General features: G+C 59.1%; 27 protein-coding genes and 1 other annotated feature. Of the genes, 12 read left to right on the forward strand and 15 right to left on the reverse strand.

Annotation, left to right across the window (positions count from 1 at the left end; genetic code table 11):
- The 10 genes from SE16_RS15595 to SE16_RS15065 all read left to right on the forward strand — a co-directional run.
- On the forward strand, positions 1-129 hold a 129-nt coding region (locus tag SE16_RS15595), incomplete at its 5' end, for an EF-Tu C-terminal domain-related protein (protein ID WP_456236521.1).
- Positions 130-225: 96 nt separating this feature from the next.
- A complete protein-coding gene (gene rpmG, locus SE16_RS15025; RefSeq protein ID WP_054491648.1) occupies positions 226-390 on the forward strand; it encodes a 50S ribosomal protein L33 in 165 nt (54 codons plus the stop codon).
- A 27-nt stretch (positions 391-417) separates the two neighbouring features.
- Complete coding sequence (gene secE / locus SE16_RS15030; protein ID WP_054491647.1) at positions 418-633, forward strand: preprotein translocase subunit SecE; 216 nt, start codon at positions 418-420, stop codon at positions 631-633.
- Positions 634-683: 50 nt separating this feature from the next.
- Positions 684-1,295 carry a transcription termination/antitermination protein NusG gene (nusG, locus tag SE16_RS15035; RefSeq protein WP_407922993.1) on the forward strand — a complete coding sequence of 204 codons (612 nt, stop codon included), beginning with the start codon at positions 684-686 and terminating at the stop codon, positions 1,293-1,295.
- 60 nt (positions 1,296-1,355) lie between these two features.
- Positions 1,356-1,781, forward strand: a complete 426-nt coding sequence (rplK, locus tag SE16_RS15040; protein WP_054491646.1) for a 50S ribosomal protein L11 — start codon at positions 1,356-1,358, stop codon at positions 1,779-1,781.
- A 47-nt stretch (positions 1,782-1,828) separates the two neighbouring features.
- On the forward strand, positions 1,829-2,542 hold the full coding sequence (gene rplA, locus SE16_RS15045) for a 50S ribosomal protein L1 (RefSeq protein ID WP_054491645.1): 714 nt from the start codon (positions 1,829-1,831) through the stop codon (positions 2,540-2,542).
- A gap of 57 nt (positions 2,543-2,599) precedes the next feature.
- Positions 2,600-2,750 (forward strand) — a sequence feature (ribosomal protein L10 leader region).
- Positions 2,751-2,785: 35 nt separating this feature from the next.
- Positions 2,786-3,316, forward strand: coding sequence for a 50S ribosomal protein L10 (gene rplJ / locus SE16_RS15050; RefSeq protein WP_054491644.1), 531 nt, complete (start codon positions 2,786-2,788; stop codon positions 3,314-3,316).
- Positions 3,317-3,379: 63 nt separating this feature from the next.
- A complete protein-coding gene (gene rplL / locus SE16_RS15055) occupies positions 3,380-3,760 on the forward strand; it encodes a 50S ribosomal protein L7/L12 (protein ID WP_054491643.1) in 381 nt (126 codons plus the stop codon).
- 187 nt (positions 3,761-3,947) lie between these two features.
- A complete protein-coding gene (locus tag SE16_RS15060; protein ID WP_060687802.1) occupies positions 3,948-7,046 on the forward strand; it encodes a PD-(D/E)XK nuclease family protein in 3,099 nt (1,032 codons plus the stop codon).
- Positions 7,043-9,613, forward strand: a complete 2,571-nt coding sequence (locus tag SE16_RS15065; RefSeq protein ID WP_054493761.1) for a UvrD-helicase domain-containing protein — start codon at positions 7,043-7,045, stop codon at positions 9,611-9,613. Before SE16_RS15060 ends, SE16_RS15065 begins: the two co-directional genes overlap by 4 nt.
- 75 nt (positions 9,614-9,688) lie before the next feature.
- Here SE16_RS15065 and SE16_RS15070 read toward each other — a convergent pair whose 3' ends face one another.
- Positions 9,689-10,330 carry a response regulator gene (locus SE16_RS15070; protein ID WP_160317021.1) on the reverse strand — a complete coding sequence of 214 codons (642 nt, stop codon included), beginning with the start codon at positions 10,328-10,330 and terminating at the stop codon, positions 9,689-9,691.
- Positions 10,331-10,353: 23 nt separating this feature from the next.
- Complete coding sequence (locus SE16_RS15075; protein ID WP_054493759.1) at positions 10,354-11,919, reverse strand: PAS domain-containing sensor histidine kinase; 1,566 nt, start codon at positions 11,917-11,919, stop codon at positions 10,354-10,356.
- Between the two features lie 194 nt (positions 11,920-12,113).
- Between SE16_RS15075 and SE16_RS15080 the strand changes: the two genes are divergently transcribed.
- The gene (locus SE16_RS15080) at positions 12,114-13,151 is read left to right on the forward strand and encodes a zinc-binding dehydrogenase (protein WP_054493758.1); all 1,038 of its coding nucleotides are present in this window, start codon (positions 12,114-12,116) and stop codon (positions 13,149-13,151) included.
- A gap of 108 nt (positions 13,152-13,259) precedes the next feature.
- Positions 13,260-14,447, forward strand: a complete 1,188-nt coding sequence (locus SE16_RS16235) for a LolA-like protein (protein ID WP_054493757.1) — start codon at positions 13,260-13,262, stop codon at positions 14,445-14,447.
- A gap of 80 nt (positions 14,448-14,527) precedes the next feature.
- On the opposite strand, the gene SE16_RS15090 is transcribed toward SE16_RS16235, so the two are convergent.
- The 13 genes from SE16_RS15090 to SE16_RS15150 form a co-directional block, all read right to left on the reverse strand.
- A complete protein-coding gene (locus SE16_RS15090; protein WP_054493756.1) occupies positions 14,528-15,259 on the reverse strand; it encodes an SH3 domain-containing protein in 732 nt (243 codons plus the stop codon).
- A 110-nt stretch (positions 15,260-15,369) separates the two neighbouring features.
- Complete coding sequence (locus tag SE16_RS15095) at positions 15,370-15,804, reverse strand: acyl-CoA thioesterase (protein ID WP_054493755.1); 435 nt, start codon at positions 15,802-15,804, stop codon at positions 15,370-15,372.
- On the reverse strand, positions 15,791-16,105 hold the full coding sequence (locus tag SE16_RS15100) for a hypothetical protein (protein WP_054493754.1): 315 nt from the start codon (positions 16,103-16,105) through the stop codon (positions 15,791-15,793). Before SE16_RS15100 ends, SE16_RS15095 begins: the two co-directional genes overlap by 14 nt.
- Before the next feature lie 3 nt (positions 16,106-16,108).
- A complete protein-coding gene (locus SE16_RS15105) occupies positions 16,109-16,681 on the reverse strand; it encodes a LabA-like NYN domain-containing protein (RefSeq protein ID WP_054493753.1) in 573 nt (190 codons plus the stop codon).
- 2 nt (positions 16,682-16,683) lie between these two features.
- Positions 16,684-17,718, reverse strand: coding sequence for an aminopeptidase (locus SE16_RS15110; RefSeq protein ID WP_054493752.1), 1,035 nt, complete (start codon positions 17,716-17,718; stop codon positions 16,684-16,686).
- 49 nt (positions 17,719-17,767) lie between these two features.
- Entirely contained in the window at positions 17,768-18,652 is an 885-nt protein-coding gene (locus SE16_RS15115; RefSeq protein ID WP_054493751.1) for an ABC transporter permease subunit, read from the reverse strand.
- 2 nt (positions 18,653-18,654) lie between these two features.
- Entirely contained in the window at positions 18,655-19,575 is a 921-nt protein-coding gene (locus SE16_RS15120; protein ID WP_054493750.1) for an ABC transporter ATP-binding protein, read from the reverse strand.
- A gap of 71 nt (positions 19,576-19,646) precedes the next feature.
- On the reverse strand, positions 19,647-20,633 hold the full coding sequence (locus tag SE16_RS15125) for a D-cysteine desulfhydrase family protein (RefSeq protein ID WP_054493749.1): 987 nt from the start codon (positions 20,631-20,633) through the stop codon (positions 19,647-19,649).
- A 23-nt stretch (positions 20,634-20,656) separates the two neighbouring features.
- Positions 20,657-21,874 carry an aspartyl protease family protein gene (locus SE16_RS15130; RefSeq protein ID WP_054493748.1) on the reverse strand — a complete coding sequence of 406 codons (1,218 nt, stop codon included), beginning with the start codon at positions 21,872-21,874 and terminating at the stop codon, positions 20,657-20,659.
- 4 nt (positions 21,875-21,878) lie between these two features.
- On the reverse strand, positions 21,879-22,457 hold the full coding sequence (locus tag SE16_RS15135) for a TlpA family protein disulfide reductase (RefSeq protein WP_054493747.1): 579 nt from the start codon (positions 22,455-22,457) through the stop codon (positions 21,879-21,881).
- Between the two features lie 27 nt (positions 22,458-22,484).
- Entirely contained in the window at positions 22,485-23,432 is a 948-nt protein-coding gene (locus SE16_RS15140; RefSeq protein WP_054493746.1) for an ABC transporter permease, read from the reverse strand.
- A 57-nt stretch (positions 23,433-23,489) separates the two neighbouring features.
- The gene (locus tag SE16_RS15145) at positions 23,490-24,569 is read right to left on the reverse strand and encodes an ABC transporter permease (protein ID WP_054493745.1); all 1,080 of its coding nucleotides are present in this window, start codon (positions 24,567-24,569) and stop codon (positions 23,490-23,492) included.
- Between the two features lie 81 nt (positions 24,570-24,650).
- A partial coding sequence (locus tag SE16_RS15150) for an ABC transporter substrate-binding protein (protein ID WP_060687804.1) occupies positions 24,651-26,989 on the reverse strand: 2,339 nt, incomplete at its 5' end.

A 26,989-nucleotide genomic window follows, 5' to 3' on the forward strand; every position in this document is an offset into this window, starting at 1 on the left:
CCGGGCGACAACGTGAACATGACCGTGGAACTGATTGCGCCGGTGGCGTTGGAAGAAGGGTCGCGCTTCGCTATCCGCGAAGGTGGCCGCACCGTCGGCGCCGGTGTCATCACCAAGATTCTCGAATGAGTTTGACGCCCGACCAACGGGCCAGCAACGAAAGAGCATGTGGGAGGGGGCCCAACACTGCCCCCTCCCATTTTGCGAGCCAGTGAGGAGTGAACCATGGCGAAGAAAGCAATTCGGACGGTGATTACGCTTGCCTGCACTGAATGCAAGGAACGCAACTACACGACTGAAAAGAATCGTCGGAATGACCCGCAGCGCTTGGAGTTGAAGAAGTACTGCCCGCGTTGCCGTCGCCACACGTTGCATCGTGAAGCGAAGTAAGAAGATACGTGAAAGGGAGGCAAACCTGTGGCCAAGGCAACCGAACGCACATCCGGTAATGCAGTTACCCGCTACTTTCGTGAAGTGCGGGCAGAATTGGCAAAAGTCACATGGCCCAGCCGTGAAGAAGCCATCAACCTGACGATGGTTGTGTTGGCGGTCACAATCGCACTGAGCCTGTTCTTGGGCGCATGGGACTACCTGTTCTCGCGTCTCATTGCGTTCCTCATTCAGCAGTTCTAACCACAGGCTTGTACGACCAGGTCTGGGAAGGAAGGAGCACCGTGGACGAATTGGAAAAATTGGAAGCGCAACAAGAGCCCGAACAGGAACATGACGAGGTTCAAGACGAAGCGCCAGAGTCGGAGGAAACTCCCGACGATGGTCGCGCCTGGTATGTCATTCACACCTATTCGGGCTACGAAAACAAGGTCAAAAAGAACCTCGAACAGCGCATCAAAGCCATGGGGATGCAAGACCGCATCTTCCAGGTGATTGTTCCCACCGAAGAACAGGTGGAACTCAAAGGCGGTCAGCGTCGCACGGTGCAACGCCGCATTTTCCCCGGCTATGTATTGGTGCAAATGATTCTGGACGATGAGTCCTGGTCAGTCGTGCGCAATACACCCGATGTGAGCGGCTTTGTTGGCATGGGCAACCGCCCCACGCCGCTTGCAGAGGAAGAAGTCCAGCGCATCTTGGAGCGCATGGAAACCAAATCGCCCACGTTCAAAATCAATTTCCGCGAGGGCGATCCGGTTCAGATTGTGGATGGACCGTTCAAGGATTTCCACGGAACGGTGGATTACATCGACCGCGAACGCGGCAAAGTGCGCGTTCTGGTCAATTTCTTTGGTCGCGAAACCCCTATCGAGCTCGACTTTTTGCAAGTTGAGCGCACATAGGGGAAAAATTATCAACGTGGCAGGGGAAAGACCCCGAACGACCACAAGGAGTGAAGAGGTATGGCTAAAAAAGTCAAAGCAATCATCAAGTTGCAGTTGCCGGCCGGTAAGGCCAACCCTGCGCCCCCCGTTGGTCCTGCGTTGGGTCAGCACGGCGTCAACATCATGGCGTTCTGCAAGGAGTACAACGCCCGCACGCAGGCGCAAATGGGGCAAATTATCCCCGTCGAAATTACGGTGTACACCGACGGGTCGTTCACGTTTATCACCAAGACGCCGCCTGCCGCCGACCTGCTGCGCAAAGCCGCAGGTGTGGAAAAAGGGAGCGGCGAACCCAACCGCAACAAGGTTGGGAAGGTGACGCGCGAACAAGTGCGCCAAATCGCGGAAACGAAGATGAAAGACCTCAACGCGAACGACATCGAAGCCGCTATGCGCATGATTGAAGGGACCGCCCGCAGTATGGGCATCGAAGTGGTTGACTAATCAACAGTGGGAGGGCTCTGCCCGCTTGACCACAAGGAGTGAGAACAATGCCGAAGCACGGAAAGAAGTATCTCGAAGCCGCAAAGAAGATTGACCGTACGCGTGAATACTCGCCGCGCGAAGCACTGGAACTCGTCAAAGAAACGGCGTATGCCAACTTTGATGAAACGGTAGAATTGCATATCCGCACCAACCTCGACCCGCGCAAAGCCGACCAGCAAATCCGTGGCACGGTGGTTTTGCCGCACGGGACGGGGAAGCAAGTGCGTGTGCTCGTCTTCGCCGAGGGCGACGCCGCCAAAGCGGCGGAAGAAGCCGGCGCTGATTATGTCGGCGGTGAAGACCTGGCGCAAAAGATTCAGCAAGGGTGGACCGATTTTGATGTTGCTATTGCCACCCCGGACATGATGCGCATTGTGGGTCGCCTTGGTCGTATCCTTGGTCCACGCGGCCTGATGCCCAGCCCCAAGGCCGGCACGGTCGTGCCACCCGAAGACTTGCCGCGTGTCATCAAAGAAGCCAAGGCGGGCCGTATCGAGTACCGCCTGGACAAAACGGCGAACATTCACGTGCCCATTGGAAAAGTCAGCTTCTCGGTGGATCAACTGCTTGAAAACATGGCAGCCGTTATGGAAGCCATTGTGAACAATCGCCCCGCAGGTGCAAAAGGGCAGATGATCCGCCGTGTTGCCGTGACCTCTACGATGGGGCCTGGTGTGCGCGTCTCCGTCGCCGAAGCATCACAGTTGCGCACATCCTAAATCGTGCTATACTAGCGCGCTGGTGGGGGCGGTTTATCCGCCCCCCAGTTTTGAATCAACTGCATACGGTTTTTGCCGTAGACAGCAGGTGCCCTTTGGGCTGAAAGCATTGCGCCTGCCGAGGCAAAGGAACGAAGACCTGATTTTGTGGGGCTTTTCACGCCTTTGCATCGGTATGCGCGGTGCGAAGGCGTTTTTGTTTTACAAGGCCACATGGCCATCAATCGAAAGGAGGTGAGGCCTTTGCCTATCACACGCGCGAAAAAAGAAGCACTGGTTGCTGACCTGACGGAACGCAGCCAGCGGGCGCAGGCCATCATCTTCACAGAGTATCGTGGTTTGACGGTGGCCGAAATGACCGATTTCCGCCGCCAGTTGCGTGAAAAAGCGCCTGGCTCGGTCTACATGGTCGCCAAGAACACGCTCTTGCGGTTGGCGTTGTCGCAAGCCGGTCTTCCCGTGCCGGAAGAGCTGCTGACCGGTCCGACGGCAGTGCTCTTCGCCGAAGAAGACCCGGCCGCCGCCGCCAAGACGCTGTTGGCGTTCGCCAAAGACCACGAACTCTTGAAGGTGAAAGGTGGTATCGTCACCGGCCAAATCGTGGACGAAGCAGGTATCGAGGCGCTCTCGAAACTGCCGTCCCGCGAGGAGCTGCTGGCGACGCTCATTGCCACCATTCAGGCACCCGCCCAAAAGTTGGTTATGCTCCTGCAAGCGCCGCAGCGTGATCTCATCCTCACGCTCAAAGCGTATGCGGAGCAAGGGGCTGAATAAGCCCAACACATTCTCTGTACACGATCAATTTGAAAATACAACAGTTGAAGGGAGGATTCAACAATGGCTGATTTGGATGCCATCATCAAAATGCTGGACGAACTCACGCTGATGGAAGCCGCCGAACTGGCGAAGCGCCTGGAAGAACACTGGGGTGTGACGGCTGCGGCTGCCGTGGCCGTGGCGGCTGCGCCCGGTGCTGCCGGTGGTGAAGCCGCTGCTGCGGAAGAAAAGACCGAATTCGATGTCGTGTTGACCGATGCCGGCGCGAACCGCATCCAGGTCATCAAGGTTGTGCGCGAACTGACCGGCCTGGGTCTGCGCGAAGCGAAGGAAGCCGTGGAAAACGTGCCCTCGAAGATCAAGGAAGGCGTTTCCAAGGAAGAAGCCGAAGAAGCCAAGAAGAAGCTGGAAGAAGCCGGCGCCAAGGTCGAAATCAAGTAAGTATCCTCTGCTACGAGGCAAGGGCGCGGAGATTTCCGCGCCCTTTTTGTTTTGCCACCGCTCCCCAAATCCGCCTTCCACGCCTTCAATTCACCTACTTTTTTGAACACTCGCCCACTTCGCGCTATGATTGCCCCGCACGGCGTCATTCCACATTGCCGCGCCAACCAAGCAGAAGGAGCCCCACATGACACCAACACCACTCACGCTGTTGATAGCACCCAGCGGGCACGGCAAAACCAGTATGCTTGTTGAACGTCTCCACGCCGCCACGTCCCCGGCGTGGGTTCTTCTGCCGACCCCGCTGGCTGTGGAAATCTGGCATGCGCACATTGACTGCTCGAACCTTCAGGTACTCACCTTTGGGCAATTTGCACGCCGATTCGCCGATATGCTCCCCGACAGCCCAACCTTTATTGACATTGCCACGCAATACATGCTCGTGCGTCGCACAGTCCGCCGCCTTGCCGACCAAAACGCCTTGGGGCTGTTTGCCCCTATCGCCGACACGGGCGGCTTTATCCGCACCCTGACGGCTTTCCTTGAAGAGTGGACACACACCGCCCAGCCCATTCCCGACCACATCGAACATGAGCGCCTGCGCCTGCTTTTCAACGCCTACCGCGCCTACCAAACCATCTTGCACGAACACAACCTTGCCGACCAGCATACCCTGCTCCGCGTGGTTCTCAATGCGCTGGAAGAAGACCGCTTCTCGCCCGGTATTCCCGCGCTGGTGGTGGACGGTTTTGCCGACCTTTCCCCACTGCACTGCCGCCTGCTCGCTGCGCTCGCCCGCCACGGCACGCCCGTCACCGTTGCGTTGACCGATAACAGCCCGCGCACCGTGGACATCCCCTTCCAGCGCACACGCGAACGCTTGCGCCGCTTCTGCGCCGAAGCCGGCGTCCCTGTTGAAGAACACCCGCTGGCAACGCCACCGCCCACACGCCCAGCCGGCCTGGCACACATTCAGGCGTCGCTTTTTGAACCCGCTGCGCCCCCCTTTCCCCCGACACACCACGCCGACGCCCAACACACCCTGCACCTTGTCGAAGCCGCCGACATTGAAGGCGAAATCCGCGCTGTGTTGCGCCATGTGCGCCGCTGGCTTGATTCGGGCACACCTGCGCACCACATTCTGCTTGTCGCGCCCAACCTGGATGAAACCGCCCCCCTGCTCACAAGCATCAGCCACGAGTACAATATTCCGTTGGCGCTGGCGCGTGAAGAACCGCTTGCCGCCAACCCGCTCATCAGCCACATCATTACCCTGCTCGACATTCCACGGCGCAACTTCCGCCGCGAAGACCTGCTGGACGCCTGGCATAGCCCCTTCTTTCAATGGGCATGGCCCGACACCGACGCCACCCACATGCTGGAACGCCTCTCTGCCGAAGAAATTGTTGTGCGTGGACGCGATACCTGGCTCGACATGCTCACCCCGCTGCCTGAACAGGTTTTCCCGGCAGAAGACGAGCAGGACGATGAGAGCGGGCGCTTGCGCCTCGACCTCTCACGCAGCGCGCCCGACGTCTTGGAGACCTTGCGCACACGACTGGCCGCCTTCTTCCAGCGGCTTACACCGCCCAAAAGCGCTACGTTTCCCGAATACGTGGATTGGTTGCGGACGCTTCTCGACGACGCCCACATCCCCGAAGCGTTGCAAGCCGAAACCAGCCTGCACAGCGAACGCCACCGCGTCGCCTGGGAAACCTTCCAGCACCAACTCGATTCGCTTGCGAAAGGCGCCACGCTCGCCGACCTTGGCACGCTCACCTGGCATACTTTTGTGAGCATGTTGCGCGCCACGCTCAACGGCGTGCGCTACTTCTACCGTTCACACGCCCCGCATGACGCCGTTCTCGCCACCGATACCACACTCGCGCGCGCCGTCCAGCGCCCAGTGCTCTGCCTACTGCGGCTGAACGAAAGCGTCTGGCCGTCGCCCACCCCGCCCGACCCTTTGTTGCGTCGTCATGAGCGCCAACACTTGCACGAAAACGGCATTCCCCTGCGCCAACCCGACCCCGCCGCCGAGGTCGCCTTGTTCTACGAACTCATCGCCCACGCCCAGCAACTTCTGCTGAGCCGCACCCGCTTTGACGACAACGGGACGATCTGGCCGCCTTCGCCCTTCTGGACCGCCATCACGGACCTGCTTCCCGACGACCTGCGGCAAGCGTGCACAGAAACCATTCGGCGGGGCGCGCCGCCGACCGCCGACACCGCTATCGCCCCGGCGGAACAGGTGCTTGCCACCGTGCTTGGCGAAATGGAAGAAGCGCCCGCCACGCTCGCCGAGCGTATCGCCCGTGTTCAGCAAAACGCCCACATTGAACAACAGCGGCTCAGCGGAGAAGGCGGCGTTTACGACGGCTGCCTTCCCAACGAGCCCCCCTTCCGCGATGTACTCGCCCGTCTCGCCGCGCAAACGTGGAGCGCCAGCGCCTTTCGCGACTATGCGCTCAGCCCCGTGCGCTACTTTGCCCGCCGCGTTCTCCGCCTGCGTGAGCCGGAAACCTTGCGCGAAGGTATCCACCGCCGCCACTACGGGCAACTCATTCACGCCTTGCTCGAACAGACCTTCGCGCAGATGAGCGCGCCGCTTACCGCCGAGACGCTGCCTCAAGTTCTGGCGCAACTTGAGACGATAGCCGACGAACTCTTCGCCACTGCGCCTGAGCGGTTCGGTTTTCGCCCCGACCCGCTTTGGGAATGGGAAAAAATCAGCATTCACCGCATGGTGCGTCGCCTGCTTCATTGGGAAGCCACACAGAGCGATTGGCCACTCACAACGCCCTTCAAACAGGAGCAAGAAATCACTTTCGACCTGCCATTGGGCGAGTGTACCATTCGCGTCACCGGTTTCATTGACCGTATTGACCGGGACGAATCCGGTCGCCTGCACCTCTTCGACTACAAAACAGGCTCCAAACCCATCAACCCGGATGAAATCATCAAGGGGCGGCATGTCCAACTGCCCATCTACTGGTGGGGCGCCGAGCACGCTTTTCAAACCCCCGTCGCCTCGGCGCGTTTCATCCACGTGCGCACGTGCAAAACCAGCGGCAACCTGGAGCGCGAGACCTTCGCCGAGCATGACGCCGCTATCCGTGAAAAGTTGGCGGACGTGGTGCGTCATGTGCAAGCGGGCGTGTTCCCCGCTGTTCCCACTCAGCCGGAAAAAAACGGCCGCTGTGCCGGCTTCTGCACGTTTATCAACTTTTGCCGCTGTGGAAGCCGCCGCGTGGTGCAACCAACAGAGGAGAACCAGACGCCATGAACACCTCGCTCACGCTGACCCCCGAACAACACCGCGCCGTACACACCGACGGGCAAGACATCCTCGTCCAGGCGGGCGCCGGCTCAGGCAAAACGCGCGTGCTCGTCGAGCGCTACATCCGCCTCTTGCGCGAGGGGCACACCGTGTACGACCTTGTTGCCATTACCTTCACCGAAAAAGCCGCCCGCGAAATGCGCGACCGTGTGCGGCGCGCACTGGAAGAACTGCGCCGTCAAGAACCGCACAACCCGCGCTGGCGCGACCTCTACTTGCAACTCGCCGATGCTCGCATTGGCACCATTCACGCCTTTTGCGCGCGCCTCTTGCGTGAATACGCCGCCGAAGCCGAACTTGACCCCGACTTTGAAATTTTGGACGAAATTGATAGCGACATTGTGCTGGAAGAAGTGGTTGAAAACGCCGCCATCGCGCTGGCTGAAACCGACCACGAGACGGCTTTCACGCTTTTCGACATCTACGACCCCTTCCAGGTGCAACGCACACTCAAAACCCTGTTGCGCCAACCCGACACGTTGGACGCACTGCAACGCACAGCCGAAACGTTGCCCCCGGATGATTTGCCGGCTGACGTCCTTCGCCGACTGGATACACACCCTGACTACACGAAACTGAAAACCGCGCTCGCCAACCTGCGGCAAGCACTCGACCTCGGACCGCCGGATGACAAACTCTACAACAAAGTGCGCGAACTCGTTGAACATGCCGAAGCCGCCGAAACCGCCCTTGCCGATACTGACCTGGACGCACTGATAACCGCCCTGCGCGGCTGCGCCACCCTCAAATTCGGCAACTACGGCAAGAAAGAGGCGTGGCAACAAGCCGGGCTGGACAAAAATGACGTGCGGCACAGCATGCAAATGTTGAAAGATGCGGCTGAAGCATTGTGCGAAACCCTGCTGGCGGCGGAAGAAGCGCGGCTGTTGCGCGCATGGGCGCGTGCGGCACGCCTAGCCCGCGATATGTTCACCGCCGAAAAACGCACCCGCCCCGCGCTCGACTTCGACGACCTGGAAATTGAAGCCGCACGCCTGCTGACCAAACCCGACGTTGCCGATGACGTGCGCGCGCACATCGCCCACATTCTTGTGGATGAGTTTCAGGATACGAACACGCGCCAACTCGCGATTGTGCAAGCCTTGCGGGGCGCACCCAACCAGGGGCGGCTCTTTGTGGTGGGCGACGCCAAGCAAAGTATCTACGCCTTTCGCAACGCCGACGTGCGCGCCTTCCTTGCTCTCGCCGACGAAATCACCACACATGGCGGGCTAACCATTGAACTCAACCGCTCGTTTCGCACCCACAAAGCACTGGTCGAACGCTTCAACGCGCTCTTTGCGCCACTGTTCGACGATGAGAACGCCGAGCAAGTCCCCTTCCAGCCACTCGACGCCCACCGCCCCACACCCGCCGCGGGCAAGCCGCCCTTTGTGCGCTGCATTGCCTTTGACAAACCGCATAGCACCGACATCACCACCGTGCGCCGCCAGGAAGCCGAGACCATTGCGGCACGGATTGCGCGCATTGTGCGGGAAGCGTGGCCCGTCGGGCGCGAGCCGCACCCGGCCACCTATGGCGACATTGCTATCCTCTTCCGCGCCACCAGCGACATCGCGCTCTACGAAGATGCGCTCAAAAACGCGGGCATTCCCTTCCTCACCATTGCCGGGCGCGGCTTTTTCGACCGCCGCGAAGTGCGCGACCTGCTCAGCCTGCTGCGCGCTGTGGAAGACCCGCACGATGCGTTTGCCATGCTGGCGGCACTCCGCTCGCCGCTGTTCGGCGTGAGCGACGCCGCGCTCTTCCACCTCCGCCTTGATGAACAGGGGCAACCACGCGCACCCTTTGCCCTGCTCAGCGATGAAGACGCTTTTGCCGCGCTGCTTGAACGCCTGACAGCCTCCGACCGTGACCATCTGCGCCATGCCCGCGACGTTCTCATGCGCCTGCGCCATCTCAGCGGGCGCGTCACGCTCTTTGAACTCATCCGCGAAGCACTGGACGCCACCGATTACCTCGCCACGCTGAGCCTCTTGCCCGACGGCGAACGGCAACGCAGCAATGTGGAAAAATTGGTGGCGTTTGTGCGCACACGCCGCCTCACCTCCCTCCGACGGTTCAACCGCACAATCGAAGACCTGAACACGCGCGACGTGCGCGAAGGCGAAGCCGTGCTCGAAGCCGAAAACGCCGTCCGCCTGATGACCATCCACGCCGCCAAAGGGCTTGAATTCCCCATCGTCTTCCTCGCCGATGCCGGACGAAGCACGAGCCCACGCTACCCCCAGGTTGTCAGCGACGGCGAGCAAGCCGGCGTAGCCTGGACTCACCCACTCACGGGTGAGAAACTCGAAGGACCACGCTTCCAAGCCATTCAAGAACGGCTCAAACAGCGCGAAGAGGCAGAAAGCATGCGCCTGCTCTACGTGGCGCTCACCCGCGCCGAAGAGTACGTGTTCATCACAGGGCACACAAAGGGATGGGTGAAAAAAGTGTGGGATTTGCTCGACGAAACGGAGAAAGAATTGGTAGAAGTCACAAGCGCCTAAACGCAAACATGCAGAAAGCCCTGGCGTCTCTCACACCGCCAGGGCTTTTTGTGCCATGCGCCTGCTCCGAAGACTTCACAACACATTGAACTGGTGCATCCACGCCCAGAGCGCGGCTTCTGTGCGCGAACGCACGCCCAATTTGTTATAAATTCGGCTAATGTAATTGCGCACTGTCTGTTCCGCAAGCCCCAATTCCTTCGCAATCTCCTGATTGCTCATACCACGCAGAAGATAACGCAAAATCTCTTTCTCCCGTTCCGACAAAACCGCCGGCGAGGCAAACGCATCGCAATCACTCTGTGAAAACAAGCGCCGCGCAATCGTTTCGCTAAACCACGTCCCCCCTACCACGACACTATGAATCGCCTGGACGACCGCCTCAAGGGCTTCATCCTTCAAAATATAGCCCTTGACGCCCGCATTGAGGAGCGAACGCACATACACATCATCATCGAACGCCGTCAACACCACAACGTTCAAAGAGGGCACTTCATCGCGCAGACGGGCGACAATCTCCAATGGTGAAAGCCCCGGCATGTTCAAATCCAACAAGAGCACGTCGGGGCGGTGCTGGAGCGCCAGCGCATAGGCTTCGTCCCCATTGGACGCCTCCGCTACCAACTCAATCTCCGGTTCAGCACACAATGCCGTGCGAATCCCCGTGCGAATCAGCGGGTGATCATCAGCCAACAACACTCGCACTCGCTGCGTCACACAACGCCTCCTTGGGTTTGTTATCAACGTGACTCTTCAATAAACGTGTGAGACAAGGCGCTTTTCGCCCCTTTGGATGGCAAAGGCAACCGAACTTCCAGCACAGTCCCTTTTCCGGGGGCGGAATCAATATGCAGCGTACCGCCCACCCACGCGGCGCGTTCTTGAATGCCCACCAGCCCAAAATGGTCTTGCAAGGCGAACTCACTCAGTTGTTCAGGCGCATTGAATCCCACACCATCATCGCGCACACACAAAACGGCGCGCGCATCGTCGAAACGCAAAGAAATCCAGACATGCGTAGGGTCGGCGTGCATCAGCGCATTGCGAACCCCCTCTTGCGCCGCGCGGAAAATCGTCAATGCCAGCGGTTCGGGTAAAGATGAAGGGGGGTCTTGCAAGGAGATGTGCAAATGCACACCCTTCTCCATTGCACTCTCAGCCACACGTTCCAGATACCCCTGCAAGGCTTCCTTCAAGCCCAATTCATGCAATCCGGCGGGGCGCAATTCGCGCACATAACTGCGCAACGTGTCCGTCACCTCGCGAATCTGCTCTTGCAGGGATTGCAACGCCTCCTGCACTTCCGCCGCGAACGGTGCATCGCAGGAGCGCAAAAGGTTGCGCGTCGTCTGCACGGTGTAGCGCATGACCACCAACGACTGGATGACATCGTCATGCAGTTCTTGCGCCAACCGCAAACGTTCCTGCTCCTGGGCTTGCGCCAGCCGCGCGCGCGCCTCGTTCAATTCCTCTTCAACGCGCACACGCTCGGTAACATCGCGCGCCACCACCATCACCACTTGCTCACCTTTGTACATCACGGGCGCCGCCGCGACTTCGATATGAATCTCTGTGCCATCCGCCCGCCGCAATACTTCCCGCATCGTGGGCACTTTTCGCCCGTGTTGCTGCACCTGTTGCACACGTTGCCGCACCAAATCATGGTATTCGGGTTTGAGAGAGGTATAAATAGACGTTCCAACCAGACTTCCATCAGGTTGGAGACCGAACATGTGATAAGTCGTTTGGTTGGCGTACAAAATTGTACCGTTGCGGTGCAAAATAATGGCGTCTGGCGAGAGTTCCACAAGTGAGCGATAACGGGCTTCACTTTCGCGCAGTTGTTCTTCAATGTGCTGGCGGCTCCGGAACAACGCTTCCTGAATACTCGCCTGACGTTCCAAAATCCACTTTTCACGTGTATCTTCAAATGCACGGTTGATGATAGCCCACATGCGAATACAGCGCGCCAGCACGGCTTCACGCTGTTCACGTTCAAGTGCAGGAGAGGCCAGAAGCGCATCCAGCACGCGCGTTTGGGTCTCTTCCAAGACAATCGGCGTCGCCAGGTGCTGGTCATTGATGAGTGTTTGCCCCAACGCTGTCACGTATTCCTCGTCAATCGGGGCATCCACATCGAGCAGGTATGTCAACATCTCGTCCAGCCAGACCTGGAACTGCGCAAGAATGTCGGGGGCGGGGCGGTCAATGAAGAGACGACGCCGCACCAGCCGCAAAACGCCACGCGCAATTTCAAGACGCTGTTCAGGCGGTACAACCTGGTCAAGTTGCCGTTTGACGCTCATACGCTCCCGCTCGCTCACTCACTCATCGGCTGTGACGTCTCTATCGTAATGCAGAGTGCCATCGTGGCAAACTGTCTTGTCAGTAAAATGATATTCACCATGTGCGGCTTCTTCTTTTCGAGAACCCAAAGCATGCTATCATGAAGAGCCGTACTTCACCTTTCCAACCAACGCAACGCCTCAAGGAGGAGCGCATGCGAGCAGCCATCATGGAACAACATGGTGGACCGGAAGTTGTCCGCATTGCCGACGTCCCCACACCTGAGCCGGGTCCGGGCGAAGTCCGTGTGCGGGTGCGCGCGTCGGCGCTGAATCATCTGGATTTGTGGGTGCTGAAAGGCTTGCCCGGCTTGCCGCCCAGTTTTCCGCATGTGAGCGGGTGCGACGTTGCCGGCGTTGTTGAATCGCTCGGCGAAGGCGTCGAAGGCTGGGAGATTGGCGAGCGGGTGCTCATCAATCCAACGTTGAGTTGCGGCGAATGTGAGTGGTGCGCACACGGTGAAGATAGCCTGTGCGACCATTTTGCCATCATCGGCGAACACCGTTGGGGAGGGCTTGCTGAATACATCGTTGTCCCCGCCCGCAACCTGCACCGCATTCCCGACCATCTCTCGTTTGAGGAAGCCGCCGCGATTCCGCTCGTCTTTGCCACCGCTTGGCGCATGTTGATGACCCAAGCCGCCATTCGCCCCGGCGAGATTGTGCTCATTCTGGGCGCCGGCGGCGGCGTCAACAGTGCCGCCATCCAAATTGCGCGTGCCGCCGGGTGTCGTGTCTGGGCGACTACGAGTAGCGATGAAAAAATGGAACGGGCGCGCGCATTGGGGGCGGAATTCGTCGTCAACTATCGCGAAAACGAGCAATGGGCGAAAGAAATCTGGCAACGGTCGGGCAAGAAGGGTGTGCACGTTGTTGTAGACAACGTGGGGCAAGCCACCTGGTCGGACAGCATTCGCCTGCTTCGCAAAGGGGGGCGTCTGGTGACAGTAGGCGCCACCACAGGCCCTAAAGGTGAAACCGACATTCGTTATGTCTTCTGGAGGCAATTGAAAATCATCGGTTCCACCATGTCATCGCGCGGCGAGTTTCTCGACCTGATGCGCCTGGTTGAAATGGGTGTGCTCAAGCCAGTCATTGACCGCATTCTGCCGCTTGACCGCATTCAAGAAGCCCTGACCATCCTTGACCGCGGCGAACAATTTGGCAAGATCGTCATTCGCATTCCAGAATAACTGTGCCACAACCCGTATCCGTCTTTTGCGTAGGGTCTTTGTGCCGAGCCGTTCCGTTGATCACGGGCTGCCGCACGGCAGCCCCCAATTTTTGCAGGAGGATTGCTTATGTCTTACCGAACGTATTTGCGTACCCTGGTCGTCTTCGTTTTCATCGTCGCCCTGACCGCATGCGGCGGTGGTGAAAGCGGCGAAAGTGGCGAAAGCGCCAATGCTGGCGACACATCACCACCAACCGCCACGGCCGCACCCACCAACACCCCTGAACCAACCAACACACCCGAACCCACCACACCGCCCGAAACCGGTGAAAACAACCCCCAACAAGAGCAAGAGAGCACTATGGGCGGTGAAGCCAGCAGTGCTTCCATCTTTGAAACGTTTGGCGTCAAGAGTTATCGCGTGCGCATGAGCATTGAAACATCTGGCGAAGCCTTTGAGGGGCAAACGCAGGATACGCCTTTCGCCAGCGGCAACATGGAAATTGTGGGCGAGTACGTTGCTGAACCGCCTGCCGCGCATGTGGTGATGAACGTGGGCGGCGAAGTGTTTGCCGAGTACATTGTCGTCGGCAACGAAGCCTGGGCACGCATCCCGCTCTTCGACGACAACTGGATGGCGAGTTCCGTTGAGGAAGTCCCCGATTTCACGGACATCGGCACACCTATTGACGTGGAAACCATCGAAAATGAATTATCCGACATCGAGAAAGTGGGAACCGAGACCATCAACGGTATCCAAACAACGCATTATCACTTTGACAAAACCACCTTGCTGGCGGCGCTGGACGACCCCGAAGCCGCAGCCGAGTTGCAACTGATGGATACCGTCGAAGGCGATTTCTGGCTGGCGGAAGGTGGCATTCCCATCAAATGGCGCATGATGTTCTCCGGAAAAGGTATCTCTTCCGAAAATCCGGAAGCCGAGGGCACGCTCATCATGACATACGAGTTGGGCGATTTCAACGCTGAATTTGCGATTGAAGCGCCCGAAGAAACGCCGTTGAGCGAACTGCTGGGGATTGACCTGGAAATTCCCGCGTCAGCCGTGCGCGAGTTTCAATTCCAGCAAAGTGTGGGGCTTCTCATTCCTGATATGACCGTGCAAGATGCGGTCAACTACTTCCGCACGCAACTCAGCGCCCTGGGATTTGAAGCAAACGATGCGAGTTCGTTCCAGGACGAAACGAGCGCACTGCTTCAATTTGAGTCCGAGACGCAATCCGTGATGGTCTCGGTGGACCCAGCCGACGATGGGCAAGGGGTGAGCGTCTTCATCGCTGTTGAAGACAAATAAACGGCTTGGTACTTCTTTCCAAAACGGGGCGATGCACATCGCCCCGTTTCTCATTTCTCATCCCAGCAGGTCTCATCATGTTATTCCTCAACCACCGGCAAGGTGTCGCATGGACCATTGAGGTTGAGCGTGTCAGCCTGCACCCACCCTGCACCACTCACGCCCACCGTGCCATCACTCAAATCCACTTGCGCCCATGTCCGGTCGGCGTTCCACCCGACGACAGCCGCCACCATCTCAGGCACTAACGTGATGAGCAGCGGCGCATCGTCGCGCGGCTCGGCATAGACCGGTGTTTCCAGTATCACCATCAAATAACACCCATCCGCACGCGGCGCCCAGACTTCGGGCAATGTTTCACAATTGCCTTCTACGTGCGCCGTTTCACCCAGACGAACCCAGCGGTAGCGAAAAACCCCCACATTTGCGGCTTGCGCCACGCCCGGCTCAAACGCCACCCACTCATCGGCGGTACGGGCGACAAGTTCCACGGTCTCCCCAGCCGTCAGCAGACCAAACACATCCGCTTCTGTTGAGGGGCGCATGTACACTGTTGTGTCGGCGTCCACCACAAGGCGACACGCCCCGCTCAACTCGGGCGGCATGCCCACGGTGGGCGTCGGTGAAGCCGTCACAGGGGTTTCAGGCGTCGGTGAAACCGCCACCACAGACGTTTGCATCTCAGGCGTGGGCGACGCCTCTTCAACCAACACAAGCGGTGTGGCTTCACGTGTGGCCTCCTCGGACGAAGGCGCGCACCCCATCAGCAACACGCCCCAACAGACGAGCATCAGCATGAACATACGCCGCATGGCAAGCCTCCTTTCTTCTGCACAAAGGCGCTGGGCGCCATTCCACCAAAAAGAAAAAGGCGACACTGTGTCGCCTTCCAGCATACCAAAGAGGAGAACGCGCGCGCAATTTACGTTTGGGTTGGCGGCTGCCATGCCCCCTGCACTTCCGCCACGCGCGCCCGAAACGCTTCCGGCACCGGGATGGAGTGCCCCGCCTCGTAATCGTACATGACCTGGGTGCTTTCCCCCTCGGCGACCAGACGCCCATCCGGTCCTTCAATGCAATAGACCATGTCGAAACTCTTGTTGCCAATGCGTGAAATGCCCACGCCCACCGTCAACGTTTCGCCAAAGAAAGCGGGGCTACGAAACGAACAGCACGCACGCGCCAAAATCATCTGCAAAGCATCTAACCCCTGGCGATTCATCAAGTGCATGACGTATTTGGAGCGCGCTGTCTCCATGTAGGTGAAATAGACGGCGTTGTTGACATGCCCCATCGCGTCGGTATCGCGAAACTGGACTTCAATCGTCACGGTAAAAGGGTACTCATGCGCCTTCATCGGCAGTGTCCTCCTCGTTGAGCATCATCTCAGCACGCGCCAACCGTTTGCGCGCCTGTTCAATGTCGCGCATCAGATGCGGCGGCACGGGGTCCAACCGTTCAGCCTGACGTTCCAGCCGGGCGAGTGTTGCCGCCCACATACGCCGTTCACGCGCCCAGCGCTCGCGCCCATAGCCCCCTACGTCTGCACCGGGCGGCAATGTGTGGGGCGTCGCCGGCTTGCGCCCCATCCACCACACCACCCCCAAGCCCACAAGAGCGATGAGCACGCCCAGCGCCAGAAGCCAGCCCCACGCCATCCGCTATTCCTGCCCCTGCATCATGATATGCTCGGCAATGTCAGCCAGGTCAATGAATTCATCCGCCTGGCGGCGCAGGTCATCCGAAACCATGTTCTCGCGTGTGCGCTCACTGCTTACAACCACCACACGCACCCCCAACCGCTGGACGGCTTCCACAAGGCGCACAAAATCGCCATCACCGCTGAATAAAATAGCGGTGTCGTAATATGGAGCGAGCGAAAGCATATCAATCGCCAGTTCGATATCAATGTTGCCTTTGGTTTCGCTCACCGTATGTGTCTGCCCCGAATCATCCACATAGCGCCGGCGGAAAGTGCGCGCCTGCTTGGTAATCACCACGTAGCCGTTATAACTCAACCAATCGGTCAGGCGAATGAGCCAGTCAGGGGTGCGGTCTTCCAAAAGCGCCGTGTAGTAGAACGCGCGCAACAAAATGCCATCCCGCGAGAAGTATTCCAGGATACGTTTGTAGTCAATGTGTACGCCAAGATCGCGCACCGTATGGTAGAGGTTGGAACCGTCAATGAAAATGGCGATGCGCCCATACCGTTTGTGCATTGGGAAAAATTGCATGCTCAAATCTCCTCAAACAAAAATTGTCCTTCTTTCATGATTTGCACGCCATCCACAAAAATGTTGACACGCAACGGAATGACATCCACATGCACGCGGCTGCTCCATTGGGCACCCGTCAGGTCGGGGTAGGGGTTGCCAAACGCCACATGCACGCCCGGATATTTTTCATCCTGCAACAAATTGCCCGTAAGTTCGGTGAGCGCCGTATTGGTGCCGATCGCAAACTCGCCTACGCGGCGACCGTTTTCGGCACTGTTGAGATACGTCCAAACATCTTCCGCAATGGCGCTATTGGGGTGCTCAACCCGCACGACTTCGCCATTCTGCACCGTGAAGCGCACCGGTTCGTCCAGCAAGCCGTATTTTTCGCTGAAATGGTCGCCGAGCAAGTTCGCCGTGAGGATGCCGTTGGCTGTCGCCGGCGAGGTAAAGAGTTCGCCTTCGGGTAAGTTGCCCCAATCGCCGGGGGTGTGATACAAGCCGGTGCAGGGAATCCAGCGCAGTTCGCCAGGCGCCAGTTGGACAGTGAAATCGGTGCCGTCCGCGTTCGTGACGCGAATCTCGCGCGCATCCTTCACGCGCTCATACACGCGCATGGTCAACGCGGCAACTTCCTCGTAATCCGCCAGCATGCCGCTCACCATCAAATCCGGCGTGATACCAATCATATGCCCATGGCGCACATTGAGCCGTTGGCGCAATTCGCCGCCCATCTTGATGCGGAACGCAATTTCGCCCGGCTGGGCTTGCGCGGCGTAAAAGGTAACGGTTGGCGCAAAATCTACAATCGCTTCGATGAACCCTTCGGGAAGGTCGGTGAAGGGACGCTGCCCAAAATCTTCCAGCAACACCGTGCGTACCGCCGCCGCCCCGCGTTCACGCGCGGCTTCGGCCAGGGCTTCGCCAATCAGCAGGGTGTCGCGGTCGGTGATGATATAGACGCGGTCATGCGCGCCAACATTGAGGCATTGCCCAACCGCGACACGCGCGCCAGGCAACAGGTCATCGAGTGTGTAGGTTTTGGTCTCGTGCATGGTTGCTCCTCCTTGCAAGTGTTCAGCGTGCAGGTTTTCTCACCTTCATTCAGGATTCAAGCGCTGGTGCAGGTCGTGCAACCGCCGTTTTGCGGCGTCGGACGAGGCGCCGCCAGTTCGGCCAATCGCCTTCACCGCTCACGCGCACATCGCGCCGGGTGAACCGCCACCAGCCCAACGCCAGGAAAAACGCCCCCACCATGCCTTTGCCGACCAGCCAGGTCATGTTCAGGCCATTGACGGCTGCGCCACCCTGGTAGTAGTAGAGCGGCAACAAACGCGCCACATCCAGCAAGTCGGGGTCAACTTGTGCGAGCCCGTTCACGAAGAAACTGGCAAGCAACAAGACGCCTACCACCATGGCGGCCACACGGCGCGACGGCAAGAATTGGCTGAGGCAGAGCGCCAGACTGCCCACCAGAAAGAGCATGCTGGCAACATCTACGAAGGGCAAAAGCAACGCTGCGGGGCCTATCGCAAACGATTCGGCGACGGCTGTTGCCGCCAGTGCCGCCCAAATCAATGCCAAGATGACCAGCGTCGTCAATCCCCAGGCGCACAAACGCGCCCCAAACAATGCCGAACGGCTCACGGGAAGCGAAAGCAAGAGGTCCAGAAAGCCTTTTTCTTCATCCGAGGCGAGCAAACCGCTTCCCGAAAGCAAGGCAAAAATTCCAAGGACAACCGGCAAGTAGGAAAAGAGTTCAACATGCATAAAGCCTTCGGGGGTCAGCATAGATTGGGCATCAGCCGCCCCAAAGAACGCCAGCAGTTCGGGGGGATAGGCTTTCAACAACTCTTCCATGAGTTGCAGTTGCGCCCCCATGCTCGAATAGAAAGGAATGAGGTACGCCGCCAACGCCGCCAGTGGAATCCCCCAGCCGAGAATGCTCCCGCGAAAACGGCGCATTTGGTGCTTGAAAATAGCCCACATGGTCAGACTCCTTCTTCGTCGTGGTCGCCGTTCGCGTAGTACGCCAAAAAGACTTCTTCCAGTGAAGGGCGTTCGACATCCATGTCTAGCAAGGGCAACGTCGCCAGGCGCTGCACCAGGGCGTCGAGTGTGCCGCGCACTTCCAGCCACACCTCTGTGCCGTCTTGCCACTCCAGCAGGCTCACCCCTTCAAGGTCGGCAAGGGCGTCTTCGGCAACCGGTTCGCGAAAGCGCACGCGCACACGACGCAGGGCGCGCCGAATGAGCGTTTCGGGTTCAGCCACTTCAACCACACGCCCACGCCGAATAATGCCCACCCGTTGCGCCACGGCTTCAACTTCGCTCATGATATGGGACGAGAAAAAGACGGTTGCGCCGCTCTGAGCGGCTTCGCGCAATAATTGCAGGACTTCACGTTGCATGAGGGGGTCAAGCCCGGTGGTCGGTTCATCCATGATAAGCAATTCCGGGCGGTGCATGAGCGCTTGAATGACGCCCACTTTCTGCTTGTTGCCCAACGAAAGGTTGCGGATAGGACGGTGCAAATCGAGGCGCAAGCGTTCAGCCAGTTCATGCACATACGCCCAATCGGCTTTGCCGCCGCGCACATCATTGAAAAAGCGCAAGTGGGCTTCGGCGGTCATGCTTTCGTCGAGATGAAGTTCGCCGGGCAAATAGCCGGTGCGCGCGCGCACCTCAACGGAGTGGCGCAAGGCGTCCAGCCCTAAAATGCGAATATGCCCCGCCTGTGGGAAAATCATGCCCAACATGCAGCGGATAGTGGTCGTTTTCCCCGCGCCGTTGGGTCCCAAGAACCCAAAAATCTCGCCCCGTTTCACTGTCAATGAAACGCCGCGCAATGCATGTACATCGCCATACCATTTTTGCACATCGCGCAATTCGATGGTGATTTCATCCGCCATCTGCTCGCCGCCCTTCAGTTCATTTGAAGAAAATTTAGCATGGCAAATAGTAACCCCGCTCAGATGGAGCGTCAAGCCTGATTGGTATCGGTGACATCGTAGGCAAACAGCGCCGGCAAGCCGCCCGTGTGCCAGAAGACGACATGCTCGCCCGGCTTCCAGCGTCCACTGCGCGCCATGTCCACCAAACCGGCGAGGGCTTTACCCGTATAGACGGGGTCGGTCAAGATGCCTTCGGTTTGCGCGAGCAGGTGGATGGCATATCGCGCTCCGGGCGTCAGCCGCGCATAGCCAGGCCCCACATACGCATCGGTGACACGCACCGCTTCGACGGCCGGCGTGCGCAACCCATAGCGGACGGCGGCGGCGCGTGCAATGCTGATGACTTTGTCGGTCAATTCGGGAGTGCGCTCATCCACACTCACGCCAAGAATGGGCGCGGAGAAAAACCCGGCGGCTTGCGCCAGCAGAAGCCCGGCTTGTGTGCCCCCACTGCTCGATGTGATGACAATTTCCGCCGGTTCGATGCCGTGCGCCGCCAGTTGCTGCGCCAGTTCGACACCCGCCGCGGCATATCCCAGCGCGCCCGTGGCGTTCGAGCCGCCGTAGGGAATGAGATAGACGCGCCGCCCTTCGGCTTCCAGTTCGGCTTTGACACGCTCGCCCCAATCGCGCGGGGGATGGGGGTTGAGGCGAATTTCCGCCCCCAGCAGCGTATCGAGCAGAAGGTTGCCCACACGCGGCGCCTGGGGGTCGCCCCGCAAAAGCAAAACGGCGCGCAAGCCCAATTTGCGCGCGGCGGCGGCCGTTTGGCAAGCATGGTTGGATTGCCACGCGCCCAGGGTGATGACGGTATCGCACCCCTGCGCAAGGGCTTCGGCAAGCAAAAATTCGAGTTTGCGCACCTTGTTGCCCCCCATGACGAGAGGCGTGAGGTCGTCGCGCTTCATCCAGATGATGGGCCCCTCTGGGGCAACAGCGCGCGTGAAACGGTGCAACCGCATGAGTGGCGTCGGTTCCGCCAACAATTCAACACGTGGGGCATGAGGCCAGCGCATATCCCTGTTCCTTTCATGTGCGTTCAGTCTTCGCGTTCAAACCAAAATGCGCGCGAGGCAAGGTCGAGCGTCCAGCGCACCGTGCGCAATGCTTCGTGCCCAATCAAACCACCAATACGAAATCCATAGCGCCATTCGAGCGAAGGGGAGAAAAGCCCCGCCAGGGCTTCAACATCATGCAGGGCGAGCGGTCCTACACGCAGTTCTTCCACGCGCAACAAGGTCACGTCGTGGGTTCCACTGCCACTGACGCCCTGCAAAGGCATGCCGCTTTCGAGCGGCACGCCCGATTGGGTGAATGTGCTGGGGGGCGCACTCAGCGCCGCACCGGCGAACCCACTCGCAACAGCAAAAAGGTGTTCGCGCCCGTTGAGAGCGCCCGGCACAAGCAAGAGATGGTCATCCAACAGCCAGAACGGGACAGGGGTTGCGCCGTCGGGCATGCGTCGCGCCCCAGGTGGTTCGAGATACACCATGCCGCCGGGGAGGTCTACTGTGGTGCAAAATTGCGCCAAGAGGTTGAACCCGATGAAGCCGCTGATTTGCGGTGCGCGGCTTTGAATGTCTTCGGCTTCGGCTGGCACATTTTCCAGCACAATGTCGCCCAACCGCAAGCGGGGAATCACGGTGTGGTGGACCGCAACATGGCGGTCGCTCGCCGCCGTGCGTGATGGTTGCACGCCAAAACTGGGCAACCCAAGTTCGTCAAGCAGGCGCACGTCGAGTGTCAATTCGCCCGTGCCGGTATCCACGACGAACAGATGATCGCGATTGCCAAGGGTGAGCAGAACGAAGGGGACGGGGTCGCGAGCCACAAGTGGAAGCGCGGTTGCATCGGCGTTGGAGGCGCGCCGGTAGGGGGTGTGTTCCCCCAAAGCGGCGAGTTTGTTGGCGCGTGCGCGCTCGCCGAGCGCGGCGAATTGTTCAGCGGCCAAATCGAAGCGGTTGAGGCGGTAGTACGCCCAGGCGAGGTCACGGCGCGCGCGCTGCTCGGCGTCGGCGGGAGCAGCCACTTCTTCGCCAGTTTGAAGGACAGCGAGGGCGTGTTCCAGCAAAATGATGGCGGCGCCAACGTCGTTTTCCATCAGATGCAAACGTGCGCGCCCCCGCAATGCTTCAACATCCGTTGGGTCGTTATGTAAAGCCATGTCAAAGCGTTGGGCTGCGCCTTTGAAATCAGCGGCGTCAAACAACGCCCAACCAATTGCAGTTTGTTCAGGGAGTTTGGGTTCGTCGGACATAGGGCTATCTCGTTTCGGGTAATGCAGTTTCAATCGCACGGCGGAGGTAGGCTGTGCCGCGCCAACCTGTGATGCGCGCCGTCATATCGCCATCAGGTGCAAAAACCAGGGTAGTGGGCAATGCGCGCACATGGTAGCGTTGTTGCCAGCGCCCATCGGTGTCAATCGTGTAGGGCAACGTGAGCCCTTCTTCACGCAGGAAACGCTCGACGACTTCCGGCGGTTCGTCGGTATTGATGAGCAGCACAATCACGCCCTGGTCGGCGTAGGTGTGCGCCATTGTTTGCAGTTCCGGCAATTCCTGGCGACAAGGCCCACACCACGACGCCCAGAAGTTGAGCACCAATGTGCGCCCCTTGAAATCCTCTTCGGTCCATGTGCGCCCGCTCGCGTCGGTCAGCCCCACGGGCCATGTTTCTTCGCTCTGCGACGATGCGGCTTGCCGGCGTTGCTGCTCCCAAAACGAAGGCGGACGCACCGACCAGAAAAAGAGCACGAGGGCGCAGAAACAAAGGAAGCAGAAAAGGGCGGCTAGCGCCGCCCCACACCCACCCAACAGCCAGAGATTGCGTTTGTTCTTCATAGCATTCCCAGCATTCTCATTCGACATTTACGCATTCTTCAAACGAGGGTCAAGCGCATCACGCAAGCCGTCCCCCAACAAGTTGAAGCCGAGCACGGTAATCATGATGGCCAAACCGGGGAAGAAGACCAGGTGCGGCGCGCTAAACACCTGATTGCGCTCGGCGCTGAGCATCGCCCCCCATTCGGGAGTGGGCGGCTGAGCGCCCAACCCAAGGAAGGAAAGCGCGGCGGCATCAAGAATAGCGGTCGCGATACCCAACGTTGCCTGCACAATCAGCGGCGAAATGGAGTTCGGCAAGATGTGACGGAACAAGATGTTGATGGGACGCACACCCAGCGCACGCGCCGCGGTCACGTATTCTTCTTCTTTTGTGGAAAGCACACTTGAACGAATGACACGCGCATACGCCGGGATGGTCACGATGGTAATGGCTAACATGGCGTTGATGAGGCCAGGCCCCAAAACGCTCACGATAGCAATCGCCAACAAGAGCGACGGAAACGCCAGGAGCACGTCCAGAATGCGCATAATCAGGTTATCAAGCCATCCACCAACGTAGCCCGCAATCGCGCCCAGCAAAGTGCCGACCACCACAGCCATGGTGACCGTGATGAACCCCACACGCAATGAAATACGGGTGCCGTAGATGATACGGCTGAATTGGTCGCGGAAGTTGCCATCAATCCCCATGATGTGCTGTGGTTTTTCTTTGGGGCACCCCAGCAGGTGAATGCACGGCGGTTCACGCTTGCTGACATCTTCCTTGCCAATGAGCACTTCGGTGGGTTCATACGGCGCAATGACAGGTGCAAAAATGGCAATTAGCACCAGCGTCCCAATGATGAACATGCCCAGCATGGCGGAACGCTGTCGCAAAAAGCGGCGCACCAACTGCCGCATGGGGCTATCAGGCGGACGGCGAGTCAACGTCGGGATATTTTGTTCGCTCGGAGCATGTGTTGGCTGTGTCATCGTCTCTGTGTCTCGTGTTCAGTGTTTGCTCGTGGTCATCTCACGTTGTCGCTCGGCTCATTCCAGGCGAATACGTGGGTCAAGGAAAGCGTATGAAATGTCCACAATCAGGTTGATGAGCACATAACTGAAAGCAATCACCAGCGTAAAGCCCTGAATGACAGGATAATCGCGGGCGGTGATTGCCTCGAACAAACTGCGTCCCACTCCCGCAAGGCCAAAAATGGTTTCGGTGAGCACAGCGCCGCTAAACACGGCCCCTAGTTGCAAGCCAATGATGGTCACAACAGGCAACATGGCATTCCGCAAAGCATGCACAAGAATCACACGCCACTCAGGCAAGCCTTTGGCGCGCGCCACTCGCACGTAATCACGCCCAAGCACTTCCAACATGCTGGAACGTGTCATACGAGCGATAATCGCCATGGGAATGGTGGCCAGCGCCACCGAGGGCAAAATCAGGTGGCGAATGGTATCCTTCAAAACTTCCCAATTGCCGGTGATGATGGAATTGAAAATGTAGAGGTTGGCAAAAAATTCAAGCAAACGGTACGTTGTTGTGCCCGGTTCAACGTCCCAACCATAGACTTCGTAAAAGGGTGTCGCCGTCAAGCCGGCGGTCAGTCGCCCGGACGGCGGCAACCAGAAGGGGGTATCTTTGAGGACGAGCGCAAAGAGGTACGCCAGCATCAACCCCAGCCAAAAGACGGGCATCGAGACGCCCACGTTGGCAAAAATCATGGTGAGCACGTCAATGATCGAGTTATGCCGCAATGCCGAGAGAATACCCGCCGGCACCCCCAATAGCGTGGCGATAATCAATGCGCTCAAGCCTAACTCGATCGTCTGCGGCAAGCGTTCAACCAAAATTTGGGTCACCGGGCGCTGAAAGCGCAACGAGTTGCCCAAGTCGCCTTTCAAAATATCGCGCGAGTAGATGGCGAACTGCACGGGGATGGGCTTGTCCAGCCCCTTTTCGCGGAAGAAGCGCGCGCACACTTCTTCTGTGGCTTTTTCACCCAGCATGGCCGTGCACGGGTCGCCGGGCACCATGCGCGCCAACGCAAATGTCACGGCTAAAACACCAAACAAAACCGGTATGGAGGCAAGGACGCGTCGTAAAATGTAGCGTAGCATCGGTTATCCCACGTATGCTTTTGCCAGATTGACAAAAAGGGGGCGCCGGCCCCGCCAAGAGACCGGCGCCCAAAAAGGCGATTATTCGCCCGTGTCGTTGATGAAACCACCCCACAGCGCCGAGAAGTACGTGAAGGCGCCGGAGTTGCCCTTGTGCAGCGGGTGCGAGGCGTCCCACTGCAAGCCCCACGAGACCACAACGTCGTTGGCGTCGAGCGTCGAGCCGTCGTGGAACTTCACGCCTTCGCGCAGCTTGCATGTCCAGACGGTGAGGTCTTCGTTGGGGTCGCAGGATGTCGCCAGCGCCGGCTGAACCGCCGTGCCGCCGACTTCATACGCCAGCAACGATTCGGTGACCTGCTCGCAGGCGCGCAGCGATTCGCCGTCGGTTTCGTCGCCGCAGTAGAGGCTGATGGGCTCAGCGTTCTGCATCCAGACGAACGTATCGCGGTCGCCCGGTTTCATGACGGCGAAGTATTCGTTGCCCAGCGGGCTGGCGTGCGCGTTTTCAACGTCCGCGCGGTAGGCCACAGCCGACGCACCGTGCGCCACGGGCACCATGGGCACATGCTGCTTGATGGCGTTGTTGGCGGCTTCGTAGTAGGGGCGGGCTTCCTCAGGATCGGCAATCTGAGCGCCCTTCTGCAAGTTTTCGACGATGTCCGAGAACTTTTCGCCGAACTGCTTGGACGCGCCAGCGCCAAAGTGGAAGTCCAGGAAGTTGGTCACGTGCGGGTAGTCCGCGCCCCAACCGAGCAGGTGCAGCCCGTCCAGCTCACCCGCATCAGCCGCTTGGATGAAGGCGCCCGATTCCATGACGACGATTTCGGCGTCAATGTTCAGGTTTTCCTTCAACTGCGCCTGAATGTCCTGCGCCACCAGGCCGGGTTCCGGCAGGTAGGAGCGGAACACGTCGCGGTAGTAAATCTTGGTCTTAAAGCCATCCGGGTAGCCCGCTTCGGCCAGCAATTCGCGGGCGCGTTCCGGATCAAAGTCGTACCACGGTTCACCCACGCACCCATTGGGGATAGCGCACGGCGTGAAGTGCGAGGCTACTTCCGACCCTTCGGGGTAGAAGCTCTTGACGATACGCTCGCGGTCAATGCCCATCGCAATCGCCTGGCGCACACGCTCATCGTTGAACGGCTCATAGGTGTTGTTCATGCCGATGTAGAAGACGTTGAGCGCCGGGCGGATGATGAGTTGCAAGTTGGGATCGGCTTCGATGGTGGCATAATCATCCGGGCTGGGGTTGTCAATGCCGTCCACCGTCCCCGATTGCAGTTCAAGCAAGCGGGCGGCGCCTTCGGTGCTCCAGCGGAAGACCAGCGTTTCGGTCTGCGCCGGGTCGCCCCAGTAATCATCGAAGCGCTTGAAGACAATGCTTTCACCGCGGTTCCACGATTCAAGCATGTAGGGCCCCGTGCCCACCGGATTTTCCAGCGGCGAGCCGCCGGTGGCTTCCAGGTGTTCGCGCGGCTGAATGGCGAACGCCGAGAAAGCCGCTTTCGAGGGGAACGCGGGGTCGGGCGCGCACATGGTGAACTGCACGGTCAGTTCGTCCACCGCGCGGATTTCCTTCAACAAGCCGCCGTAATCACACGAACCGGCCGAGACAGTCAGCAAACCGTTTTCTTCGCTCCAGCCGGCGGCGGCCACTTCACCACCTTCACCGCCCATGCTTTCGCCCTCAGGCGGGAAGACGCGCACCCATTCGCCGTTCTGCACCTGGTAGATGATGATGTTCGCCGAACCACAGTCGCCTTTCTCGTCGCACGTAATCGTGCCGCTCAGACCCTGGTAGTTCTTCGTCGCACGCACCGCTTCCGCCAACGCCTTGCGCGGAATCAGCAGCGTGCCGTCTTCCCGTTCCACCGCCACTTTCTCAATCGCGTTCAGCAGCACCATCGTCGCGTCATACGCGTGCGCGTGGAACGGTCCCAGTTCGCTCGGCTCCACGCCGTACTTCTCCTTGTACCGTGCGCGGAACGCTTCCAACTCCGGCGACCCCGCCGGCAGGTCTGCAAACGTCGCATACGACCCTTCCGCCGCCCCACCAGCCGCTTCAATGTACTGGTCCGAGAACGCACCGTCGTCCGTGAAGAAAATCGCATCTTCCAGGCCTACTTCGTTCTTCTGGCTCACCAGCAACGCCGCTTCCGCCTGGAACCCACCAAAGTAAATCGCTTCCGGCGCGTTCGCCGCAATCTTCGTCAACGTCGCGCGGAAGTCCTTTTCGCCAACCGTGATCCCTTCGTAGTCGGTCACTTCCCCGCCAAGACCCTCGAACGTTTCCTTGAACACGTCCGCCAGGCCCTGACCATACGCCGACCCGTCATGTATCACCGCGACCTTCCGCACTCCCAACTCGTTGTACAGGTACTCGGCCGCCGCCGACCCCTGCACCGCGTCGTTCCACG

Source organism: Ardenticatena maritima (assembly GCF_001306175.1).
Lineage (GTDB): Bacteria > Chloroflexota > Anaerolineae > Ardenticatenales > Ardenticatenaceae > Ardenticatena > Ardenticatena maritima.

What these genes read in the sequence shown, in the direction of transcription:
- rpmG (WP_054491648.1), top strand. Translation starts at nt 226, where the DNA reads ATGGCGAAGAAAGCAATTCGGACGGTGATTACGCTTGCCTGCACTGAA.
- rplK (WP_054491646.1), top strand. Translation starts at nt 1,356, where the DNA reads ATGGCTAAAAAAGTCAAAGCAATCATCAAGTTGCAGTTGCCGGCCGGT.
- rplA (WP_054491645.1), top strand. Translation starts at nt 1,829, where the DNA reads ATGCCGAAGCACGGAAAGAAGTATCTCGAAGCCGCAAAGAAGATTGAC.
- rplL (WP_054491643.1), top strand. Translation starts at nt 3,380, where the DNA reads ATGGCTGATTTGGATGCCATCATCAAAATGCTGGACGAACTCACGCTG.
- SE16_RS15060 (WP_060687802.1), top strand. Translation starts at nt 3,948, where the DNA reads ATGACACCAACACCACTCACGCTGTTGATAGCACCCAGCGGGCACGGC.
- SE16_RS15065 (WP_054493761.1), top strand. Translation starts at nt 7,043, where the DNA reads ATGAACACCTCGCTCACGCTGACCCCCGAACAACACCGCGCCGTACAC.
- SE16_RS15075 (WP_054493759.1), bottom strand. Translation starts at nt 11,919, where the DNA reads ATGAGCGTCAAACGGCAACTTGACCAGGTTGTACCGCCTGAACAGCGT.
- SE16_RS15080 (WP_054493758.1), top strand. Translation starts at nt 12,114, where the DNA reads ATGCGAGCAGCCATCATGGAACAACATGGTGGACCGGAAGTTGTCCGC.
- SE16_RS16235 (WP_054493757.1), top strand. Translation starts at nt 13,260, where the DNA reads ATGTCTTACCGAACGTATTTGCGTACCCTGGTCGTCTTCGTTTTCATC.
- SE16_RS15090 (WP_054493756.1), bottom strand. Translation starts at nt 15,259, where the DNA reads ATGCGGCGTATGTTCATGCTGATGCTCGTCTGTTGGGGCGTGTTGCTG.
- SE16_RS15095 (WP_054493755.1), bottom strand. Translation starts at nt 15,804, where the DNA reads ATGAAGGCGCATGAGTACCCTTTTACCGTGACGATTGAAGTCCAGTTT.
- SE16_RS15100 (WP_054493754.1), bottom strand. Translation starts at nt 16,105, where the DNA reads ATGGCGTGGGGCTGGCTTCTGGCGCTGGGCGTGCTCATCGCTCTTGTG.
- SE16_RS15105 (WP_054493753.1), bottom strand. Translation starts at nt 16,681, where the DNA reads ATGCAATTTTTCCCAATGCACAAACGGTATGGGCGCATCGCCATTTTC.
- SE16_RS15110 (WP_054493752.1), bottom strand. Translation starts at nt 17,718, where the DNA reads ATGCACGAGACCAAAACCTACACACTCGATGACCTGTTGCCTGGCGCG.
- SE16_RS15115 (WP_054493751.1), bottom strand. Translation starts at nt 18,652, where the DNA reads ATGTGGGCTATTTTCAAGCACCAAATGCGCCGTTTTCGCGGGAGCATT.
- SE16_RS15120 (WP_054493750.1), bottom strand. Translation starts at nt 19,575, where the DNA reads ATGGCGGATGAAATCACCATCGAATTGCGCGATGTGCAAAAATGGTAT.
- SE16_RS15125 (WP_054493749.1), bottom strand. Translation starts at nt 20,633, where the DNA reads ATGCGCTGGCCTCATGCCCCACGTGTTGAATTGTTGGCGGAACCGACG.
- SE16_RS15130 (WP_054493748.1), bottom strand. Translation starts at nt 21,874, where the DNA reads ATGTCCGACGAACCCAAACTCCCTGAACAAACTGCAATTGGTTGGGCG.
- SE16_RS15135 (WP_054493747.1), bottom strand. Translation starts at nt 22,457, where the DNA reads ATGAAGAACAAACGCAATCTCTGGCTGTTGGGTGGGTGTGGGGCGGCG.
- SE16_RS15140 (WP_054493746.1), bottom strand. Translation starts at nt 23,432, where the DNA reads ATGACACAGCCAACACATGCTCCGAGCGAACAAAATATCCCGACGTTG.
- SE16_RS15145 (WP_054493745.1), bottom strand. Translation starts at nt 24,569, where the DNA reads ATGCTACGCTACATTTTACGACGCGTCCTTGCCTCCATACCGGTTTTG.